Annotated in this window: 19 protein-coding genes; 7 read left to right on the forward strand and 12 right to left on the reverse strand. The window is 42.4% G+C overall.

What is annotated here, in order from left to right; genetic code table 11:
- Positions 1–337: 337 nt before the first annotated feature.
- The 3 genes from OEL90_RS11065 to OEL90_RS11075 form a co-directional block, all read right to left on the reverse strand.
- Complete coding sequence (locus tag OEL90_RS11065; RefSeq protein ID WP_300688580.1) at positions 338–1075, reverse strand: DUF4367 domain-containing protein; 738 nt, start codon at positions 1073–1075, stop codon at positions 338–340.
- Positions 1059–1652 (reverse strand): RNA polymerase sigma factor, encoded by a 594-nt coding sequence (locus OEL90_RS11070; RefSeq protein WP_300688581.1) that lies wholly within the window; start codon positions 1650–1652, stop codon positions 1059–1061. The genes OEL90_RS11065 and OEL90_RS11070 overlap by 17 nt, the downstream gene beginning before the upstream one ends.
- A gap of 1044 nt (positions 1653–2696) precedes the next feature.
- Positions 2697–3599 (reverse strand): LysR family transcriptional regulator, encoded by a 903-nt coding sequence (locus OEL90_RS11075; RefSeq protein ID WP_300688582.1) that lies wholly within the window; start codon positions 3597–3599, stop codon positions 2697–2699.
- A gap of 205 nt (positions 3600–3804) precedes the next feature.
- Between OEL90_RS11075 and OEL90_RS11080 the strand changes: the two genes are divergently transcribed.
- Together OEL90_RS11080 and OEL90_RS11085 are read left to right on the forward strand one after the other, a co-directional pair.
- Positions 3805–5094 (forward strand): aminotransferase class V-fold PLP-dependent enzyme, encoded by a 1290-nt coding sequence (locus tag OEL90_RS11080; protein WP_300688583.1) that lies wholly within the window; start codon positions 3805–3807, stop codon positions 5092–5094.
- A 45-nt stretch (positions 5095–5139) separates the two neighbouring features.
- Positions 5140–6366 (forward strand): dicarboxylate/amino acid:cation symporter, encoded by a 1227-nt coding sequence (locus tag OEL90_RS11085; protein ID WP_300688628.1) that lies wholly within the window; start codon positions 5140–5142, stop codon positions 6364–6366.
- 262 nt (positions 6367–6628) lie between these two features.
- Here the strand turns inward: OEL90_RS11085 and OEL90_RS11090 are convergent, their stop codons facing one another.
- Both OEL90_RS11090 and OEL90_RS11095 read right to left on the reverse strand, forming a co-directional pair.
- On the reverse strand, positions 6629–7426 hold the full coding sequence (locus tag OEL90_RS11090) for a PhzF family phenazine biosynthesis protein (RefSeq protein WP_331488130.1): 798 nt from the start codon (positions 7424–7426) through the stop codon (positions 6629–6631).
- 16 nt (positions 7427–7442) lie between these two features.
- Positions 7443–7820: a RidA family protein gene (locus OEL90_RS11095; protein WP_300688584.1), complete on the reverse strand. Its 378-nt coding sequence runs from the start codon at positions 7818–7820 to the stop codon at positions 7443–7445.
- 128 nt (positions 7821–7948) lie between these two features.
- Here OEL90_RS11095 and OEL90_RS11100 point away from each other — a divergent pair, with 128 nt between their 5' ends.
- Positions 7949–8287 (forward strand): winged helix-turn-helix transcriptional regulator, encoded by a 339-nt coding sequence (locus OEL90_RS11100; RefSeq protein ID WP_300688585.1) that lies wholly within the window; start codon positions 7949–7951, stop codon positions 8285–8287.
- A gap of 292 nt (positions 8288–8579) precedes the next feature.
- On the opposite strand, the gene OEL90_RS11105 is transcribed toward OEL90_RS11100, so the two are convergent.
- From OEL90_RS11105 to OEL90_RS11115, 3 genes are all read right to left on the reverse strand, one after another.
- Positions 8580–9599 (reverse strand): LacI family DNA-binding transcriptional regulator, encoded by a 1020-nt coding sequence (locus OEL90_RS11105; protein WP_300688586.1) that lies wholly within the window; start codon positions 9597–9599, stop codon positions 8580–8582.
- 39 nt (positions 9600–9638) lie between these two features.
- Entirely contained in the window at positions 9639–10448 is an 810-nt protein-coding gene (locus OEL90_RS11110) for a creatininase family protein (protein ID WP_300688587.1), read from the reverse strand.
- 719 nt (positions 10449–11167) lie between these two features.
- Positions 11168–13117 (reverse strand): NAD(P)/FAD-dependent oxidoreductase, encoded by a 1950-nt coding sequence (locus OEL90_RS11115; protein WP_300688588.1) that lies wholly within the window; start codon positions 13115–13117, stop codon positions 11168–11170.
- Between the two features lie 218 nt (positions 13118–13335).
- Here OEL90_RS11115 and OEL90_RS11120 point away from each other — a divergent pair, with 218 nt between their 5' ends.
- Positions 13336–13905 carry a PadR family transcriptional regulator gene (locus OEL90_RS11120; protein WP_300688589.1) on the forward strand — a complete coding sequence of 190 codons (570 nt, stop codon included), beginning with the start codon at positions 13336–13338 and terminating at the stop codon, positions 13903–13905.
- A gap of 171 nt (positions 13906–14076) precedes the next feature.
- Here the strand turns inward: OEL90_RS11120 and OEL90_RS11125 are convergent, their stop codons facing one another.
- Positions 14077–14844, reverse strand: coding sequence for a hypothetical protein (locus OEL90_RS11125; protein WP_300688590.1), 768 nt, complete (start codon positions 14842–14844; stop codon positions 14077–14079).
- A gap of 194 nt (positions 14845–15038) precedes the next feature.
- On the opposite strand from OEL90_RS11125, the gene OEL90_RS11130 reads away from it, so the two are divergent.
- Positions 15039–16517 carry a peptidoglycan DD-metalloendopeptidase family protein gene (locus OEL90_RS11130; protein ID WP_300688591.1) on the forward strand — a complete coding sequence of 493 codons (1479 nt, stop codon included), beginning with the start codon at positions 15039–15041 and terminating at the stop codon, positions 16515–16517.
- 69 nt (positions 16518–16586) lie between these two features.
- Here OEL90_RS11130 and OEL90_RS11135 read toward each other — a convergent pair whose 3' ends face one another.
- The 3 genes from OEL90_RS11135 to OEL90_RS11145 all read right to left on the reverse strand — a co-directional run bounded on the left by OEL90_RS11135 (position 16587) and on the right by OEL90_RS11145 (position 20023).
- Positions 16587–17771, reverse strand: coding sequence for an ATP-binding protein (locus OEL90_RS11135; protein WP_300688593.1), 1185 nt, complete (start codon positions 17769–17771; stop codon positions 16587–16589).
- A 213-nt stretch (positions 17772–17984) separates the two neighbouring features.
- Positions 17985–19496 (reverse strand): hypothetical protein, encoded by a 1512-nt coding sequence (locus tag OEL90_RS11140; protein WP_300688594.1) that lies wholly within the window; start codon positions 19494–19496, stop codon positions 17985–17987.
- Positions 19496–20023: a hypothetical protein gene (locus OEL90_RS11145; RefSeq protein WP_300688595.1), complete on the reverse strand. Its 528-nt coding sequence runs from the start codon at positions 20021–20023 to the stop codon at positions 19496–19498. The genes OEL90_RS11140 and OEL90_RS11145 overlap by 1 nt, the downstream gene beginning before the upstream one ends.
- Positions 20024–20792: 769 nt before the next feature.
- Between OEL90_RS11145 and OEL90_RS11150 the strand changes: the two genes are divergently transcribed.
- On the forward strand, positions 20793–21230 hold the full coding sequence (locus OEL90_RS11150; RefSeq protein ID WP_300688596.1) for a 6-pyruvoyl trahydropterin synthase family protein: 438 nt from the start codon (positions 20793–20795) through the stop codon (positions 21228–21230).
- Entirely contained in the window at positions 21217–21885 is a 669-nt protein-coding gene (queE, locus tag OEL90_RS11155) for a putative 7-carboxy-7-deazaguanine synthase QueE (protein WP_300688597.1), read from the forward strand. The genes OEL90_RS11150 and queE overlap by 14 nt, the downstream gene beginning before the upstream one ends.
- Positions 21886–21893 lie beyond the last annotated feature (8 nt).

Consider the following 21893-nt stretch of genomic DNA (forward strand, 5'->3'; position numbering starts at 1 on the left):
ATACAAACGTCCACAATGCTTATGGCTAAGTGGACACCAATAAGTACTGCTATTATATTTATTCTAGGTAGCGCAATGCCTATGTATACAATATAAGTAATGTATAGCGCTTCAAAAATTGTAAGAATTAATTTGTATATCATATCTCTGCGCAATATATGTATTTTCCTTATAAAATTTTCATTTTTATCATTCATATAATTTTACAGGGAACCACTTTCCATTTATAGTAAAGCGGAAGGATGCTTTTGTAGATAATCATCCCTATCCTGTGTCCTCCTTTCATATCAATATAACGATTGGAGCAATGGCTTTGTTACTCTTTATACTACTATTTTCAATTTTTATCTTTAAATGTAACATTCTCTGCAATTTTTATAATTTCAGCTTCGTTTATTTCCCCAATAATATAAAGCGCGGTCTGGTCTATTGTCCAAATTAAAGTGCGCACATTGCCTTTTACAATTAATATGCCTTTACCGTTGTTGATCTCAACTTCAGATGTAACTGCATTTTCCGTATCCACCTGAAAGCTCGTGCCGATGGGTGATTGTGCAATCTCAATAACTTCACCTTCATTATTTGAAAAATGCATAATCCTCATAGTTCCAAATTCCTGACTCTCCGTCAACGTGTAATCCATTGGCATATATCCTGGAAAGAGCGTGTTTTCCAAATCCAATCCAGTGCGCTCTTCTTTAGGTCCATTGTTTTCCCTAAACTCAATCTTAGTGTATTGATCCTTAATCTCCGTCACAAAATTAAAGAGCCGAAGTCGGAATGCCTCGACACTCAGCGTCGTCAAAGCAAACCCTGAAATGATGACGATTAGAAAGATCGCGGCTCTCCTTGAAAATCCATTCAATTGTTTTCTTCTTCTGACGTTTTGTTCTTTCTTTTCGTTTTCTTGAAGAAATTCTTGAAACCATGCATTCAGTCCTTCTGGATAATCCAGTTGATTCACTGCCTCATCCATATCCTCCAACTCTTTTGAAATATGCTCAGCATATTGCTTTCCAATTTGATAATAGAGCCCACTCAGCAATTTGTCCTCTTCTTCAATATGAACCTTCATTCTCACACATCCCTTTATACTCCAAGTCTTTTGACCGTTCAGATCCTATTATTTTTTTGAGTGCCGCCTTTGCCCTAAACAATCTCACGCGTGCATTTTCATGTGAAATATTGAGTAGCTGCGCAATTTCTTTGTCATTGAAATCATGATAAAACTTAAGCGTCAAAATATCCGCATAGTCAGAATTGATCTCAATTAATTTTCTCAAGAGCTCATGAACCTCACTAGTTTTTATGACGAGATCCTCAATATTCGATGCTTGAAAATCAGTAATCTCATCCACAAGATCAGAATGTAAATTGGTCTCTTTTTTCTTTTGCCTGTATAGATCAATGGAAGTACTCTTTATAATAGTAACGATTAGGTGCTTCGTTTTGTTACAGTCAATATCGTTTATGCGATCCAAATATTTTACGACTTTCAAGATTGCGGTTTGAACAGCATCTTGAGCAGAATGTGGATCTCTTAAAATATCAAGTGCAATAAAATACATAGTTCTGTGGTATTTGACATAGATTTCTTCAAGCTTTGTTCGATCCTCAACGTTTTCAATACACATCAGAAATAACAGCATCATCATCCAACCTCACATTGTGTATGGCTTCAAAATAAGTCGGCGCATTGGAGATTATCCAAAATATCATAATTCACTATATTTATTGAATTACTTCTATTGTAGCATAACACTTTCACACTTGGTGTAATTTGGATTTAAAGGAATTTAATTTACACATTTGACTTTTTATAAGCATTTAGTGCAAAACATTCATGTCTCACTCAGATATGGTAATAAGTCAAGTTATATGGAACTGAAGCCCATAATCGTCCAGATTTTGAGCATAATATAGAATAATGTAATTAGTTAGGACGCGAACAATCGTCAAGAGTCTGAATTTCGCCAATAAAAATCAAAAATATGCCCGACTGGGCACAATTCCCATTTTGCACCCCTCAAAACAAAAATGCACCCTCCCCATCCTTCAAATCGTTGAACATTAGGATGGGAGGGTGCATTTTATCAATTGTTGTGGGTGTTTCCACATCTGTAAACACCTATTGATAATGAGCATTTATCAGCAGGTGTTTTTATTTTGCACTCAATGCTTTGAAACAAGCGGCCTGCGTGGTTTCTCGCAAGAACGCTTGTTTCACGTTCTTTAGACTATAATGCCACATATGGCCTTATGCACCTATGTTAGCGTATTTAACATAAACTTAAATCGTTGAACATTAGAACTGAAGGGTGCATTTTCCGAGTAATCGTTGAACATTAGAACCAATCGTTGAACAATTGAATTGGAGCTGTTTTCAGGAATTAGACTCGTTTCTCTTGTTTGTCATCCAGAGATTTATTCCACAAAATAAGATTTGTGTGCTAACTATTTTTAGCCCCATTATTTTACATGAAATATTAGCCTATACTTCATTTAAAATTTGCCTCATCATCAACTTAGCCCTTATTTATCGGAATTCAACATCAAGTTCACTTTCTCACGCATATTCACTTTTCTAATATTAAAATCGGAAAAATGGCAAATAAAAACCATCGGCAAACGTCTTAAAAACTTTAAAAGCCTTAAGCACTGCCGATGGTTATGCAATTCTAATAATATTATTACAGCTATTTCAGCAAACTCTCCAAAGTCTCGCTTTGTACAAATTCCTTAAGATGTGCATCGAACAGAATCAGCGCGGAAGCACTGGACGGACTCGGATTGCGGTGCGTAATTTTATAACAAACCCTGTTGGGCGGCGGAGAAGACAGCTCCGAAATCTTGATATTTTTGACTTTCTGGAAGGACCGGGCCATCGAGATCGGAACAATGGACCACAACTCAGCAGAATCCAGTAGAGTCAAAATCAAAATGGCAATGTCCACCGTGGAGCCGGAAGCTTTTGCCGGATCCCACCAGTAATCGTGCCAGATCTGAAACTCAGGACCCAGATACATGAATAGCTCATTCGCCTGGTTCAGCTCCCTGGGGTGAACCAAATCCGGCAGCGTCAACATATCCGGTGCGCTGACCACCACCATCCGCTCCTCAAATAAAGGTTCACTGATGATATTTTTAGAGTGAAAATTCCGCATTATAAAGCCAATATCGACTTCATGCGTTTCCAGCCGGTTGAACACCGTGTTGGACCAATGGGTGTTAATGGTCAAATTCATAGGCGCTGTAGGCTTCACAAATTGCTGATAAAGTGGTGGGAAAATATAGCCATTGAAGCTGTCAATGCACCCTATTCTAAGGTTCTGCTTCTGCTCAATCTTCTGCCAGGCGGTTGTATCTTTATGCAGTGATATCCATCGTTCAGCGATGGGGATAAAGTCCTCGCCCTTAGGCGTCAACAGGATATAGCGCTGGCCTTTGTTGCGCTCAATCAGTTGCACATCCAGATTTCGTTCCAGAAGCTTGAGTCTGTGGCTGACGCTGGATTGCGATAAATGCAGCTTTTCGGAGGCTTTCGACACGCTCCCGGTTTCGACGATCGCGAGAAAGGCTTCAATTTCAATAAGATTCATATTCAGCACTCCTTTAATAGCGATATCATCGAAATTATATAGCTAAAATATCTGCTATTCAACCTTTTCTTTTTGGAGTATATTGTTCTCATGAAAGAACATTGAACCACCCGTGTTTGCGCAAACACATTTTGAGAATTGTTCGACATTATTGTTCTGAATATTCTGTCACAGTTGATTCGTCCCGAAAGGAGCTTTTAATACAATGACATCCAAAGCGATACACTACGATTTCTTCCCTGATGACCTTCAAAAAGAAGTACGCCAAGCCTTTTACAATGTAGATTTTGATAAGAACATTGGAGAGCGCGTCTTCTTTGAGAACGCCGGTGGATCCTTCCGGCTAAAGTCCGTGGTTGAAGTTGACCAGTATTACGCCCAGTTCCCGGATTGTCCCGAAAGGCAGCACGAAACCTCATTAGAACTTAAAAGTGTTCAGCACAAAGGCCTTGATGACATTCGTCTTTTATTGAACGCGAAAAGCGGCAGCATCCTTCCTGCCTACACCGCTTCCATGGCTATTTTTGATGTGACTGGCACCATCATTGAAAACGTTCCGGGTACAAACGTCGTTACATCCTGTTTGGAACACCCTTCCGCTTATGATGCCTGTGCTTTCTACGCAAAGAAAACCGGCAAAGAGCTTCGGATTGCTGCAGCGGATCAGACAACAGGCAGAATTGAAGTCGATGCCATTACAAAACTCATTGACGAAAATACCTGTGTCCTCAGCATCATGTACGCATCAAACTTGTCAGGCGCGATTATGGACCTTGAGACGATCATTGCGGAAGCCAGAAAAATCAAACCCGATCTGCATATTGTTGTCGATGCCGTCCAACATGCGCCTCACTGTCTGATCGACCTTGAGAAGACACCGGTGGATGCCATGAATTTCGCGCCTTACAAGTTTTTCGGCAATCGCGGCGTTGCCTTTGCCTATGTCTCTGACCGTGTCGCAAAGCTGCCGCACCACAAACTGATCGCGAAGCTGGAAAACGAATGGGAGCTCGGCAGCCCTACACCATCCGACTATGCGTCCGTTACTGCAGTGATTGATTACATCTGCTGGTTGGGCAGCAAGTTTAACGATAGTGCGGATCGCCGAACCTTAATTGAGGAAGGGATGACCAAAATTAAGTACCAGGAAATGGCGCTTCTCGACAGAATGCTTAATGGAACCCCTGAAATCCCGGGGATGCGTCATATGAAGGGCATTACAGTCCACTTTGACACAGAAGATTTATCTAAACGTGATCTGATCCTTGCTGTCAGCGTCGTTGGCTGCGACTGCGACACACTGACAAAGCTCTACAGAGATAAAAGTATTATTGTTTATGAACGTGTCTCAAGCAGTCCTTATTCCGCACGCATGTTGGAATCCCTGTCATTGGACGGCGTCGTCAGAGTATCTCCGCTCCACTGCCACGGTCCGGAGGATGTTGACAAGTTCCTTTTGGTCACAAAGGAAATACTGGAAGGTCTTATCATCTAAATCTTATGAACTAAAACTTGAAAGGAGCTAAGCCCCGTGAAAAAAATGCAACTTAGCACAAAGGTATTTATAGGTTTTGGTTTGGGAATCCTTCTCGGCGTTATTTTTAAAGAAAAAATCCTCATTATCAAACCCCTGGGAGATCTGTTCCTACGTTTAATCAAAATGATCGTCGTTCCACTCATCTTCTTCTCCATCGTCAGTGGTGTCGCCAGCATGGGGGATGTTAAAAAGCTTCAGCGCGTCGGTTCCAAAACATTGCTATATTATCTCGTTACCACAGGCATCGCCGGGTTGATTGGCCTGTTCGCCGCAAAACTCATCAAACCGGGCGCTAACTTCTCGATGGCGCTGATCCAGACGGGCAATGTTGAAGTCAAAGAAGCACCAAAGCTTTTGGACACCCTATTAAATATGGTCCCTACCAACCCTGTTCAGGCGCTGGTGGATGGAAATCTGATCCAGATTATCGTTTTCTCTATCTTCTTCGGTATTGCCATTACATTTGTCGGTTCCAAAGCAAAGCCTGTAAAAGATTTCTTTGAGAGTGCCACTGAAATCATGTACAAAGTCACGAACTTCGTCATGGAATTCTCACCGATTGGTGTTACAGCACTGATTGCCACTTCTGTTGGCGAGTATGGTCTTAAAATCTTTGGACCGCTCGGAAAACTGATCCTTGCGGATTATGTCGGCATGATCCTGATCGTCCTAGTCCTCTATACATTTATGCTTAAATTCATTGCGAAAGTCAGCTTAACCGACTTTTTCAGATACATCCCTAAAATTTGGGCGGTTACTGCCAGTACCACCAGCAGCTCAGGTACCTTACCTGTCACCATCAGCGTCACAGAAAAAGACTACAAGGTCAAAGGCGAACTGGCCAGTTTCACACTTCCGCTCGGCGCAACCATGAACATGAATGGCGCCGCAAACTACTTCGCCGTTGCCGTCATCTTTGTCGCTCAAATCTACGGCATCGAAATGAGCCTGACCCAGCAGCTCATGACCATCCTCCTCGCGACGCTGATCTCCGTTGGCGCGCCTGGCATCCCGGGTGGCGGCATTGTCCTCACTATCATGCTCCTCAATACTATGGGCCTCCCGGTCGACATCATGGGCTTGATCGCAGGCATTTACAGAATCCTCGACATGGGCCACACGACACTGAATGTCACTGGCGACGTCGTCAGTACATTATGCATCGCCCGCAGCGAAGATATGTTTGAAAAGGAATCTGATTACAACATAGCTCAGGTGAATTCGTTCTAGGTAAAAGATTATGCCGATGGTTTATGAAATTTCATCTTTTGCATAGCCAATTGTTTTTCAATCGAAATCTTTATACTAAAAATGCACCCTCCCCATCCTTCAAATCATTGAACATTAGGATGGGAGGGTGCATTTTTTCAATTGTTATTGGTGGAGGCTTGCCCTTAAAAAACGTCCTACGCTTTCTAGCCCTATAGCTCTGCGTGGAATATTTCGCAAATCTACAGCCAACCGCTAATACATTCCTTCAACTTCGAAACGCTTATGCTTCATCAACACATATATTCCCAATAGCATAAAGCACTGCACCGCCACTTAATTTCACTCTATCACCATAATACTCACAGTAAACTGTACCACCGCGCTCCGATACTTGCCTTGCCACCATTTTATCTAATCCCTTTTTTTCTCTCCAATACGGGATAAGGCTGCAGTACATTGAACCACATACCGGGTCTTCATCAATATTTATCTTTGGCCAAAATGCCCTTGCCACAAAATCGAAGTTCTCACTTTTCGCTGTGACAAACGCTGATAATCCTTCAGGAATTTGCTTCAGCTTCGAAAAATCAGGTTTTAGATTTTTAACTACGTCCTCTGAATCAAAGATGAAGATCAGGTCCCTGTCCGTTTTTAGTACCTCAACAGGTGTTGCGCCAAGAGCCTCAACCATCAGATCGGTCAATTGGTACTTTTCCGGTAATGCAGTCGGAAAATCCATTTCATACAAATCATTCTTTTTTGTTACGACCAAATGATAATTCTTCATCTTAGTATTAAAATGGAGTACCTTCTCATTCGTTTCAATAAATCTAAAAATCACATACGCCGTTGCAAGAGTCGCATGTCCACAGAGGTCAATCTCACCACCAGGTGTAAACCACCTTAGGCCGTAAGCTTCACCTTCTTTAACTGCAAAGGCGGTTTCGGACAGATTGTTTTCTTTTGCTATTTTGTCCATTTTCTCGTCCGGGATCCATTCGTCCATTATACAAACGCCTGCTGGATTCCCTTCGAAAATTTTTTCGGCGAATGCATCTACTACATAATAGTTCAACATAATATTTTCCTCCTAACTATAAATGCGCCATCGCATCAATTTCAACCAGCGCCCCTAGTGGAATCTTAGCCACTTCGACGCAGATCCGTGCTGGATATGGCTTTAAAAAGTGCTTATCATAAACCCCATTAACTTTGCCAAAATCATTAACATCACTGAGAAATACCGTTGTTTTAATTACTTTGTCCATAGAACTGCCCGCAGCTTCCAAAACGGCCTTCATGTTAGTGAGGATCCTTTCTGTTTGAGCTTCGACATTTCCGGACAAAGTACCTGTAAGTGGATCAATTGCAATAATCCCAGAAACATAGACAATACCGTTGTATTCAATTGCTTGTGAATATGGTCCAACAGCTTTTGGTGCTTTTTCGGTTTGAATCTGATTCTTCTCCAAGCTGATCCTCCTCGTACCCAATTGTTCAATTCCCTTCACATTAGGTTGATTGAATGTAAAATCAATATAACATTAAGAAACAAATTTACAAGTACGCACATTTATGTGCCCTAATGGAGGAAATTTTTATGCTTGAAGATGAGCATTTTGAAGTCATTAACAATCGAAATTGTGTCATGATTTATGCTATGGACATCCTTGGCGGAAAATGGAGATTGCCCATACTTTGGAAATTATACCAAAATAAAACCATGCGTTATAACGAGCTTAAAAGAAGTTTAGTCGGGATTACAAATATAATGTTGACTCGATCTCTTCAAAGCTTAGAAGAAAATGGTCTCGTCAACAGAGTAGAGTTTAGCCAAATTCCACCACGCGTTGAATACTCACTAACGGATAGCGGACTGGAACTCGTGCCAGCGTTGGAAGTTATTTATAATTGGGGACAAGATAAAATTTCAACTTAGAGTACAGTTTGAAATTTTGGGTTAATTGAATACGACAAAAGACCATCGGCAAGGACCTAAAGCTTCTCGTGAGAACGCTTTAAGTGACTTTAATCTGCCGATGGTCTTCATTATTTATACCCTATTCTCCTGAACTTTTTCGCTGACTATACAGTCTTGTCTGTCGCTTTCGTTCTCTGCAATTACTTTGTGGTCTATTCAGCGAATCTAGAGATCCATGCTGTATTCATCTGTACCTATTCATCTGTACAAGGTAAGCCGCGCGAAGATGGTGAAGTTATTGTTATTAAGATTATAAGCTTCGCACTGATGTACGCTTGATCAACTGACCCTGAAATAGTTTCAGTTCAGGCTCAAAGTCACAATTTTCAATACTCTTTAAAAGCATTTCTACGCCCGTATCCACCATTTCCACAATAGGTTGTCTCACTGTGGTCAATGAGTAGGACGGCCATGAGGCAATCGTCACATCATCATAGCCTATAATAGAAACATCGTCAGGTATGTTGAGACCTAGATCATGACGAGCAGCATCCATTGCACCTAATGCTAATACATCACCTGAACAAAAAATTGCGTCAGGCCTGTCCTGACTTAGAAGTAATTGTCTAGCTGTTTTTCTGCCTGTTTCATAATAATACTCACCGCCATACACTACAACGAGATTATCGACGCCCCGTTCCTGAATTCGGTCTCTGAAACCTTTCAGGCGATCGTTACTAGATGAAACTTTGTCTCTGCCACCAATAAATGCCAGTCGCTTATGTCCTGTATCTAACAAGTAGTTCGCTACCATTCGCCCTACGTCGACATTATCAGAACTTACAGAATTAATATTTATCCCCATCATTTGTCTGTTGAACAGTAAGATCTGGGTCCCTTGTCTTGCACAATCTTCTACTAGTTTAGAAGTGAATGTTGTTACGGTTATAACCAAACCATCTACCTGGTACTGCAACATCTTGGAAATTACATCATCCAACTCCTGGTCTGTATCAACGTTAAAAAGCAAAACTTGCTTGCCTTCTGTCTGCAGTTTTCTCGAAATTAAATCCAAAGTGTATAGTGAAAAATCTTTATTTAACTGAGCTACGATTCCAATAATGTTTGTCCTTTGAGATGTAAGACTTCGAGCAATTGCATTTGGTTTATATCCCAGTTCTAGAACCGCATTCAAAACCTTATCTCGAGTTTCAGGTTTGACTTTATTTGCTGATGAAAAAACCCTTGAAACAGTAGGTTGAGAGACACCTGCAATTCGCGCCACATCTTTTGAGGTAATCCTTTGTTTCCCTATGCCAAGATTAACCATACGCCCTCCCCCATTCATAAGGTTTTGAATGACTTTGTTCTACTTAACCGGAGGTACTACACCCACAGGATATCGCTCTTTAATATCCTCAATTATTTTACTAATGTAATCTACAGCAGAAGTAACGATCTGCTCACCTTTTTCTGTCGTTGCTCTCGTTGCCCAGCCTATAACACCGCTTTCCAACTCTTTGTATTCAGGTCTCGCTATTGTTCCTTCAAAGTAGAACATTTGGCCAGGTTTTGGCGTCATGCCAGGAAGGCTCACAAATTCTCTGCTGACCAGCGGTTCTCCTCCATCATCCACGGCTTTGCTCATATCTACATATTCAGGGTACATGTACAAAGCTAATGAGGTTTCTGCTTCATCAGCATGTACCATTGGTGTTGAAAGCACCGTCTGGTTATCTCTAAGCAAATCATACCAGTGACAAGATAATGTAAAGAAACCTTCCAGACCCAATTTATGAACAGCAATCATAGTGGTGGACAGTTGACCATGAGCAGATAAAATGAAGAATTTCTTATATCCGGTAAATGATGCTGCACGAATAATGTCACACAGCACCCCAATATGAGTTTCATAAGAAAGCGGCAAGTTACCGGGCATATACCAGTGGTGGTAAGGATGAGCACCGTACTGCATAAGTGGCAGAAGCATTGCGCCTGTCTTTTCAGCAATGCGTTCTGCTAAACCTTTTGCATTGTAGGCGTCACTGCCACAAGGACAATGAGGGCCATGCTGCTCAATTGCGCCAATTGGTAAAATTGCGATATCACACTCTTTAACATCTTCCAAAATTTCATCTTTTGACAACTGATCCCACCACAAATATTTTCTCTTCAACATGTCAATTCTCCTTTTTGGTTTTATTATTAAGATAATTTTATTGCTTATGATCAGATTGAGGACTCTGATATTTTAATAAATTCAGGATTGATTTTTTAAGTGATCTAATGTTTTTTACTAACATCACTGCAGGAGGAAGACCCGTGTTATGACCAAAAAAATCATGGTGAAGCTCATTCATTGAGTACAGACACTATTATGTGATTTTTCTTAAACGCTTTTGCGTGTTCTGGTGCTTCTCACAGTTCCATCATACAGTTTAGTTTTTTCGGCCACAACGAACACATTTACCACATTATGTAATAATCGTTAGGTGCACTTTTGAATTATCTATATTTTCAGTTATTTTATTAAGAATCCAGTAATTTCAACGATCAATAACTTTAACTTCTCAGAAAAATGAAACAACAAAATTTCTATCAATAAACTTCTATTATTTTACCTGGCTCAACTTGTTGAAAAAACTAAGTTCTTGTATCATGTGGATGATGTAAAAATATTGAATTTCTATTACCTGAATGGATTCATTTATATTACATAATTAATCAATCTCTCCAAAAAAGGAGACCATCGGCAATCTTTAAGCTTCTCGAAGAACGCTTTAAGACGCTGCCGATGGTCTTCTCTACTTCAACCAATTCAACTTAACACAGCCTAGCACATCACAAATTGTCTTGTTTCAAATGGCGAGACATCATAGCTCTTTACAACCACTGAAATTACAGGTCCATAGCCGCATGATGCCCTTGATAAATGGCCGTTGTAATGGTTGACGCCTTGACGCAGTCTCCAATTTGAGCCACTTCCAGTGCGCTGTCCCAAAGCGCGTTCACGACATCGCGGCGTGGACGCTGCCCTGCAGCACAAATTATGGTCGTCCCGGGCACCAGTACTTCCCTGCCCTCCAGGTCTAAGCAAGCCAGGCCCTCGGACTGGACACGCACTGCTTTGTGGCCGGTAAGAACCTTAATGCCGCGCGCCTCGATCTCTCCCAAAAGAAGCGGACGGTGTCGGATATTCGCGTCTGGCGCAAGCTCTGCCCGCATTTCCACCAAATGCACCTGTTTGCCCTCACGCGCGAAATGGATCGCCGCCTCGCAGCCCGCCAGGCCGCCGCCGAGCACAACCACCTGATCGCTCACTTCATCCCGGCGGTGATGCAAGTCATTTACCACAATGACACTGTCTCCATTCAGCCCCGGAATTGGAGGCAGGATAGGCGCGGAACCAGGCGCCAAAAGGATGGCATCCGCGTTCTCCAGATCCGCGTAAGCCTTCGTCACGACCGTGTTGAGCCTGATTTCCACACCGGCCTCTTCCGCCAGCTTTCCAAGGGTGACGCCCAGCTTGTACATCTCGTGCTTGAACGGGATCGCCTGTTCACCCACCAGATTGCCGCCGACCTCATCACCCTTATCACAGAGCACGACCTTGTGTCCTCTGCGCGCAGCCGTCAGCGCCGCTTGAAGTCCGCCCGGACCGGCGCCTACCACCAGCACCTTCTTCGATTTTGCCGCCGGCAGGATTTCCATGCCGTCCAGCTCCCTCCCTATGAGCGGGTTGACTGTACAGCGCCTGGTCGCAGTCATAGCCCGCTCCGCCATACAAGTGAAGCACCTGAGGCAGTGAATGATGTGGTCATCCCGGTTGGTCATGACCTTCTTTGGCAGCTCAGGATCCGCCAGCAATGCCCTGGCCATTTCAACAATATCCGCCTTGCCGGACGCGACAATCTCTTCCATCATCTCCGGATCATTCAGCCCGCCGATGGTCGCAACAGGTACACTCACATGCTTCTTAATCTCCGCCGCCAGATAGACATTGCTCCCATGTGGCAGGAACATGGACGGATGGGTCACGCCAAATCCGCGCTGATAAGTGCCCGCCGACACATGAAGCAGGTCAATCCTGGATTCCAGAAGTTTTGCAATTTCAACACCCTCAGAAAGGTCATAGCCGCCATCAAACAGCTCTGAGCCGCTCATGCGAAATTCAATGGGAAAGCCGGGACCTACAGCTTTTCGGACGCTGTCCAGAACTTCCTGTGCAAACCGCACGCGATTCTCCAGGCTTCCGCCATAGTGATCCGTCCGCTTATTGAAGTAAGGAGACAGGAACTGATTTATCAGCCAACCATGGCCGCCGTGGACCATCACCATTTCAAAGCCGGCCCGTTTCGCCAGCGCGGCGCTGGTTCCGTAGGCTTCTACAATTTCCGCGATCATTGCCTCGGTGAGTGCCTGAACTTCAAGACCGTCAGGCCGCACCCCTTCGCTTGGACCCCACTGATTGAGCCCCTTTTTCTTATCCTTATCTGTCAAATAGGTGCCGGCATACTGGCCTGAGTGGGATAGCTCCACACTGGCAATGGCGCCGTGACGTCTGATGGCATCTGCGGTGTAGGTAAAGCTGGACAGTGCACCCACCGTCTGCAGATCCAAATGATACATATGTGACCCTTCCGTTTCCGGATGAACCACCAGCTCACTCACCGTTACGGAAGCGGCGCCGCCTTTGGCTCTAAGTTCGTAAAAGGCTGTGGATGCGCGCCCGATCGTGCAGTCCGCTGTGATGTCTGTGCCACCCATAGGCGCTCCAAACATGCGGTTTCTGAAATGCACGTTTCCTATTTGAATAGGTTTACAAAGATTAGGATACTTTCTGATCATGATGAATGCCCTCCTTGATTCTGATTAAGTTGTACCATAGCCACATTAAACATGTCAATATTTATATGTTTAACTATACCTGTTTTATTTAATCCCTATTGCATAACATGTCTGCTTGTCAACGTCAATACGCTATGTTAAGGTAATCTTGTAGCCTGAATCTGCTGATCTGCAGCGGCTCGAAATCATCAATAATTCATGGATATCGAGGGATTCTTATGAGAACATTGAAATTTGCTGTACTGGGCCTATTGAATCGCAGACCCATGACCGGATATGAGATTGGCAAGGAATTTGATTATGAGCTGGGCCAGTTCTGGAATGCCAAGCACAGTCAAATTTATCCCGAGCTGAAAAAACTGCTGGACGAAGGCCTTGTTGTCTTCGATATTGAAATCAGCGGCGATATTCTGGAAAAAAAGCGATATACCATCACTGAAAAAGGTCAGCTGGAGCTGCTCAAATGGCTTCACAAGGATGAGCCTGTGGAAAAAACGCCAAAAGACATTTTTCGTCTGAGGATGTACTTCAGCAACAACCTGGATCTGGAATCCCGAATTCACCTGTTGGAAAGCCAATTGATCCAGCACAAGAAGCGCTTGTCGATTCTTAACAAAACCATGGAACAATACCAGGGTGGTGTCCCGCCTCATGATACAGACCGCTTTGGAGACTTTATTGTGCTGGAAAGCGCTATTCTGAGGGAAGAATACGTCATTAAGTGGATTGATAAATGTATGGGCTACTGCAAGGCTGCGCTGGAAAAGGAACAGGGTAAGGCAAAATAAGGCAGTTCGTTGCACGTCCATCGGCACAAAAAAGAGAAAACGCTCGAAACCACTTTTGAAGGTTAAGAGCGTTTTTGTTTATTTTACTCAACTCACTTGCCGATCAGGCTGCACTTATAATTCATATTCCTCCAAGCAAAATCGCGAAATAATGTTCTTCTGTATCAGACCTTATTCAACGTATGCCACTGGGCAAATACTAATGCATTTCCCGCAGGTATCTGCCATTTCCAAAGGTGTGCTTGCCGTCATCAGCGACTGATTTTTGTTGAGTTCATCCTGACAATCAAACTTCTTGAATGATTCAGTCTCAAGTGCTTGAACAGGGCATATTTTCAAACAAAGTGAACAAGATCCATTTTTCATATATAAGCATTTATTTTCAATTGGTTTTATGTTCGCCTGTAACGGCGCAGAGGTGATCACCGTACAAAAGCGTCCGGCGGAGCCCTTTTCTGTGATCAGCAATCTGTTCAGACCAAATGCACCCAAACCTGCAATCGCTGCCGCGCTCCGATGGGACCACATTGATTTCAAATCCTTTTGATCATAGGTATGTGTTGCCTGTATCGTTTTTGTTGAATAGCCACGTTTTGTCAAATAGTCGGCCACCGCTTGATTCATCTTGTCGAAATGCCGATTGATTTCCTGATAGGCTTCCGACCATAAAAAAGAACCATTCACCACCGTTAGAGGTTCCATTGCAACTGCTTTTGTGAAAGGCACGAAATAGCTGATCACACTTTTAGCATCCGGCAGCAATTCTGCAGGGTTTAGATGCCAATCACCAATGATCTCTTTGAGTTTTGAATATCGCTCATCTTCAGCTGATGAAAAGCCAATGATGGGACTTCTGAATAAGTCAGGTCGATTAAGTTCGTTTAAGCTGTCGATGATTCTGTGTTCTATACTTTTTTCTAGACTTTCACTCGCTCGCATAAGACAAACCTCTCTGTGATACTCATTGTATTTTTGTTAAGTACATGATACAACAATATTGACATGAAGTAAACGTAGGAATCCCCGCCGCCGGCTGACAAGCTTTAAGTATAAGATCATTCACAATAATTAAAAATCAGATATAATAACACTAAAAATGTACTGTGAATACCGTTTCGAAAGGAGCACATTAAATGTTATATAAATATAGAAACCCAATATTCAATTTGCTTCTGGCAATTGCGATTATTGCCGGATCCACTTTGACCCTTGGAGCACCTTCCTTTGCCGCAACTTTTAGCGATATCGAGAACCACTGGGCAAAATCCTATGTAGAAAAGGTTACAACTTACAACGCTGTAGCCGGCTATCCGGATGGTTCATTCAAACCTAATGACAGCGTTAAAAGAATAGAATTTATCGCGATTGTCGTCAATTCACAAGGGGTTGATGTTCGAGCGCCATTACACGATGAGTACTGGGGACAACCCTACATTGAAGCGGCACTTGAAGGTGGCCTTATCCGCTCGAATGAATACGGGACTATGGATAAATCAACCTTCAACAACAACATATCGAGAGAAGAAATGGCCAGTATCGTTGTCAATGCGTATAATAAATCAGGAGTCTCAGTGGATCCTTTAGTCCTAAACGAAGCAAGCACAAGATTAAGCGACCTGGGGACAGTATCCCCAGGTTATTACGAGAATGCAGTTGCCTCTGTTGCCCTGGATTTCATATCAGGTTATACTGACGGAACCTTTGCGCCCAAACACTATGCCAGCAGGGCGGAGGCTGCAGTATTGTCTTATAAACTGCTCGTAAAACTGGGCATTATTACAGACCTCAAGCTTCCCCTGAATATCGTGCTTTCAAAAACCACTTTAAAACAGGGCGATTTATTAAAAATCTCTTTATTTCACGCAGCGAGCGCTTCTGAAATAGCTCTGGTTCAAGACTTGTATCCAAATTTTAAATGGTATGATCAAAACAGTGTGATCCAAGGGTATATCCCAACCAACTACAGTACAATACCAGGCAGATATAGTCTTAAATTTACCGATTCTGAAACCGGTATCAAATTATCAAAGGATATTGAAATCATTGCTAGGGAATTCAGAGTCCAAAAACTAACAGTGGATCCCAATATTGAAGCCAGCACGCGAAATGATAATGCCTATGCTGAATATAACAAATACTTTATCCCTTCACGGGAACTGTCCTCACCTGTAAAGTATTATACAAAAAGCTTTATCTTGCCAACCATCGGCAGACTTTCCACTGAATTTGGTGAGTCTCGCACTGTCAACGGCGCTCTAACGAATTACAGACACTCAGGCATAGACATTGCTGCGCCTCGAAGCGCTGAAGTACTATCCACCAACACAGGCAAAGTGACGCTTTCCATGCCTCTGATCTTAACGGGCAACAGTATTGTTATTGACCACGGTGAAGGGCTGTTCAGTGTTTACTTTCATCTTGATAAATTATTTGTTTCCGAAGGTGAACTTGTAGAACGCGGACAGTTAATTGGAACCGTTGGTTCAACCGGTTTTTCTACTGGTCCACACCTCCATTTCACGATGTCTTATTATCAGTTTAATATCGAACCGGGCTATATACTCTATGATAGAAGCATTACCAAGGATAATTATCTGGAGCTCATGAAGTGATAGTTTAGGAACAAAAAAAGATCATGACTTCGCAGTCATGGTCCTTTTTTGTTGTTCATTTCACATATCCTAATTTCCCAAAAGAAAATCTACAATATTGACCTGTTTGATGCCAGCATCTCCCATAGGCAGCTCATCTAAAGATAAGATGAACTTGGGATAATGGTCTGCAATCTTTTTCAAAGGGGCTATTTCACGCTCAAAAGTGGCGGGATCGAGAATACTTGCCGCAACTTGATAGTAAACTCGATCACCACCGAACTCAGCAACAAAATCGATTTCATTATTGTCAATCTTACCAATGCTGACTTTATTTCCGCGTCTCAATAGTTCAAGGTAGACAATATTTTCGAGAATATGACCCAGGTCGGCACTTCTGTCACCAAGCAGCATTCGGCGAAGTCCCACATCCACAAGATAGTATTTTTCAAGTGATTTAAGATACTGTTTCCCCTTAACATCATATCTGCCAGCTTTATATAATATGAAGGCCTCAGTTAGTGCCTCGATATAATTTTCCACAGTGACTGATGTTGTTTTGCGTCCGTAAGTGGTCAGACTATCGGCAATTTTCTTTGAAGATACTATACTTCCAATATTATCGAAAAGAAATTTGATTACACTTTCAAGAAGGGGGATATCGCTAATCCGTTTTCTTGCTACGACATCCTTGAGTAAAACGGAGTTATAAATGCCCATCAGATACTCTCTTCGAATTTCCTCTTCCTCAATAACAGCTGCATATGGGAACCCACCGTTTTTAAAATAATTGTTCCAAGCATCACGTTGATTTCCACCAACCATTTCATAATACTCTGCAAACGAAAGCGGCAGCATGGCAATTTCGATATATCTCCCTGAAAGCAATGTGGCAAGCTCACCTGACAGCAATTGCGCATTTGATCCTGTGATGTAAACATCTACGTTATCTTTAATAAACAGACTGTCGACTGCCTTCTGAAACTGCGGTACATTTTGGATTTCATCCAAAAATACATAGGCCATTTTATCTTGATGAAGATTCTTAGTGACATGATCATGAAGTTTTCTATAATCAAGCAAAGGTTCGTTTGCAATGTCTTCAAAATTGATAGTGATAATCTGATTGTCTTCTACTCCACATTCTTTCAGGTATTCTTGAAACATTAAAAGTAAGGTAGACTTTCCACAGCGGCGTATTCCGGTAACTACTTTGATAATTTTTTTGTCTTTCAATTTTTTCAGCTTACCCAAATATTGCTTTCTTTGAACCATGATCAGCACCTCGCTTTAAGTACAGTATAGCATAATAAAATAGCCGTTTTTAAATGTTTTTATACCGAAGTATAAAAATTATATATTTTAAAAGAGTTTTTATATTTCGAGTTAAGTTCACCGATTCACTAAACAATAGAGCCATTAAAGACTTTAAGTATAATTTGAACAATTATTGTGAGTGTTTCAAAAAATAATCAAGGCTTGTTAGTGTTAAGTCCAGATCAGCGCCACCGTCACATCATCGCGCCTTTTTTCATAGAACATAATCCGCCACTCCACCTCGTCAACTGGTTCAAAGTGTAAAGCAGAGCACGCTGTACGGTACTCACCTTGTCCACTTCCACTTATTTGGATGGCCGCTTGGCCGTCTGCACCGCCAATAATGCCTATACAAGCGCTACTGTCTGCCTGTGGCTCATTGAGACCTCCACCCTTCTGCCGTGGTCTGTCGGAACGTACGGTATCAGTGACCATGATAGCACCCTCAGGTAAATCAGGTGTGAGTGTATAGGTCATAAGGACAAAATGCGTCGGAAATTCTTGATTTTGGCAGCCAAAGTGCTCGTGGGAAATACTCTGTTGCTCATAGTTCAGTACGGTCAGGGTATGTTGTACCCCGGTAGTCGGGTGAGCGAAATCAACGTGTTCACCGGACTTTGATGCAAGAAAATGAGGCCCCAAAACAGCGACCGGTTCCTGTGATAAGGTTACGCTGAGCGTCTCAATTAAGGGCCTCAGTTTTTTCATCCAAGGAAAAGCAGCGCGCCAGACTCCCCAACCTATTGTAGGATCAAGGCCGTAATGCTGGATCACACTCTTGGCTGCCGGATCATTACTTTCCGGAAAGCAGGGATTCCAGGATACACCACAGCCACGGGCGAATGAATGGACCGTTCCGTTCAACATTAGTTTGGGATTTACATGAATACTCAGCGGGTTTTCTGCCTCGATTTGCATCCGCTGCTCATCCGAATAGTCAGCGCCATCATTCTCAATGGAGAGCTCCCATTTGTCCATAAAGGAACGGATCCGCTCAGCCGGAACCTGCACGCAAAAGTCCATGACCAACCCTTTGCTACAGATATAAATCGATGGGATGTGCCAAACTTCTTCGCCCCAGACAAACTGTTTATTCATGGCTATTTCTTTACCGGCTCTTTCGTGGCCTTGATGTCCCCAAAAGTTGCCTTCAAAGTAAACTTTCCATTCTGGAATCTTTGGCTCGGCTGGAACACACGCATAATAATCCTCAGTGTATTTGATGCGGCTGTATTCAAACTCGGTCTGCAGGGCTTTTATATAATCAAAGGGTTGCTCCATGGGCACGAGACTTAACTTGTCCTTAATGGCAGCCAGAATAACCTGTTGTTCAGCAGTGATGGGATTATCCCGCAAAAAGGCATCAAACTGCGACTGATCCATGAAGTTCGCCTGTTCCAATGCCGCAGTATCTCCGCAAGTCATCAGGAGTCTCAGGAAGTCCTTAAAATCTCTCGCAAGTGGATGCACATAGTTTCCCTTTGTATTCATTGGGCTGACGGCGAATACCATCTCGCCAAAACCGCGCACGAAGCAATAGTGAATCCCATCGGCACCAGCCCAGCCTATTACTTTCGCACCTCCAGGCGTACAGAAGTAGTGACTTTCGCTCTCACCGCGGGCCAAGCCAATTATCGAACTGTCTATATTCAGTTTTTGATATCTATCATAAAGAGTTGCCATCATAACCTCGCAGCTAGTGACATGTATTTTTCGAACTGCTCTAGGTTTTCGCTGTAAACATGTAATTTAATTCTAGACTTCTTACCAACCAACTCCGAATTTCCCTTCAATTTAACGGTTGCATATGATTTAGTTTTAGAAACTTCTTCGACTCTAACTTCTTCAGGAATACTCACATTGCCTTTGTAAAAGAAATGAATCACATTTTCTTTGATGTAGAAATCCATATTCAATCGAAGAAGAACCAGCGACACAACCATGAAGGCCAGAACAAAGGAAGAAATCAGCGGCCCAATAAACCTCGGATCGACATTTTCACGAACCGCCTCAGCTGCTTCTTTATATAACAGAGTAAATAACAAAGCAAAACCGTAATATGCATAGGTTTTAAGGCGGATTAGATTTGGCTTAATATTGCATACGACAACCTCTTTCATGTTCGCCTCTCGCAGAAATATATTTTTCTTATATTCAATGAAAATCACCAGAAGGATCATGGGTAGAGCATAGGCGTATTCTGTAAGCATTTGCTGACCTCCTCCAAAAAAACTATCGCTCTAACACCTACAATTCAACGACTCCCGAAGTATCTGTAAAGATAGTCACTTTCATTGAAGTAAATCTTATAAACTTGTCTGCTATTCTCATTAAATATTATCATTTTTGTAGGCAATTCCCAAATCGAATAATTAATTCTTACATCTTCTGATTCAATCCAAAATTTGACTTTTGGTGGTTGAGTCAAAACTTCCTGATCCTCATAAATCTGCGCCTTACTTAACTCAAACATGATGCCCAAGACTTCAGCTTGTTTTAATATAGTCCTGATTTCTTTGTCTCCCTCTTGATATCGAATGATGATATTATTTTGTACATGCAAAAACTTCCTAGAGCTATTAGAGAACTTATAATCAGCAAAAGGAACAACAATTTTTTTCTCATGCTCAATCCCTCCCCTTCATACACAATAACGATCGAGGTGCAGGTTTTGTTACAGGGTATCCATGAAAAACCATCGGCAAAACCTAAAAGATGCAATAGTCGTTCATAACACCAAACTAAACAACTCTTGATCTTCTCCTGCCACTGATGGTATACTTCATAGGAATCGCACAAAGACAGTTCATTCGCACCATCCTGTCTATAAACAAAACTAGGGCTTATTTTTATATTGTTTTTTTGAAGCGATATTTAAGGAGGCATAGTTTATGCTTCCTTTTTTTGCGTTTAGCCCAGGAACTGCGTGCTGAAGTTACTTTTCTCGATCTTATTATTTTCGAAAGGATGAAACTCTCCGTGTATGTTTTAAAATCCGAACACAGCTTTGATTCAGCCCATTTCCTCGCAAATTACGAAGGCAAATGCCGCCAGATTCATGGGCACCGCTGGCGCGTCATAATTGAAATCATGAGTGCCACCCTGAACACTGGTGAGCAGCTAGATGGCATGATTGTCGATTTTTCTAAACTGAAGAAGGACCTTAAAGAAGAGGTCGATTGTTTTGACCATGTGCTCATAATTGAAAAGGGCTCTTTAAAACCTTCGACGCTCACCGCTTTAATTGAGGAGGACTTTCGCGTCGTAGAAGTGGATTTCCGTCCCACTGCCGAGAGATTTTCGAAATACTTCTATGACAGAATGACGCAAAAGGGCTACAGGGTTAAGTCCGCCACGGTTTATGAAACGCCCACAAACTCTGCTTCCTATGAGGAGGATCCTCATGGCGCAGTATAAAGTGATTGAAAAATTTGTGAGCATCAACGGCGAAGGACCTTTAGCCGGTCAACTGGCAGTCTTTATCCGGCTTCAAGGGTGTAATCTTGCCTGTTCTTACTGTGATACCGCTTGGGCAAACACAGAAAATGCTGCTTTTACTTTAATGTCAGAGTATGACCTCTACCGTTATATTAAAGAGACTGGGATCAAAAATGTAACGCTGACAGGCGGTGAACCACTGCTGCAGCCTAATATTATTGATTTGCTGAAACTGCTGACCTCTGATGTTGATTTAGGCGTTGAAATCGAAACAAACGGAAGTATAGACATTACGCCTTTCACACGAATGGACAACCCACCTGTCTTCACCATGGACTACAAGCTTCCGGGGAGTTTAATGGAAGCCAGCATGTTGGTCTCAAATTTTGATCTGTTAACCAAAAAGGATACGGTGAAATTTGTCATTGGCAGTCTGGAAGATTTTAATGTTGCAAGGGACATCATTCACAAACACGCACTCGTTGGAAAATGCAAAGTTTACCTCAGTGCGGTCTTCGGGAAAATAGACCTAAAAGACATTGTTGAGCTGATGAAGGTTAATAATATGAATGGCGTAAACTTACAGCTCCAAATGCATAAAGTCATATGGAATCCAAACGAAAAAGGCGTCTAATGATCCGC

Origin of the sequence: Acidaminobacter sp. (assembly GCF_030247605.1) — a bacterium.
In the GTDB taxonomy this organism is placed as follows: domain Bacteria; phylum Bacillota; class Clostridia; order Peptostreptococcales; family Acidaminobacteraceae; genus Acidaminobacter.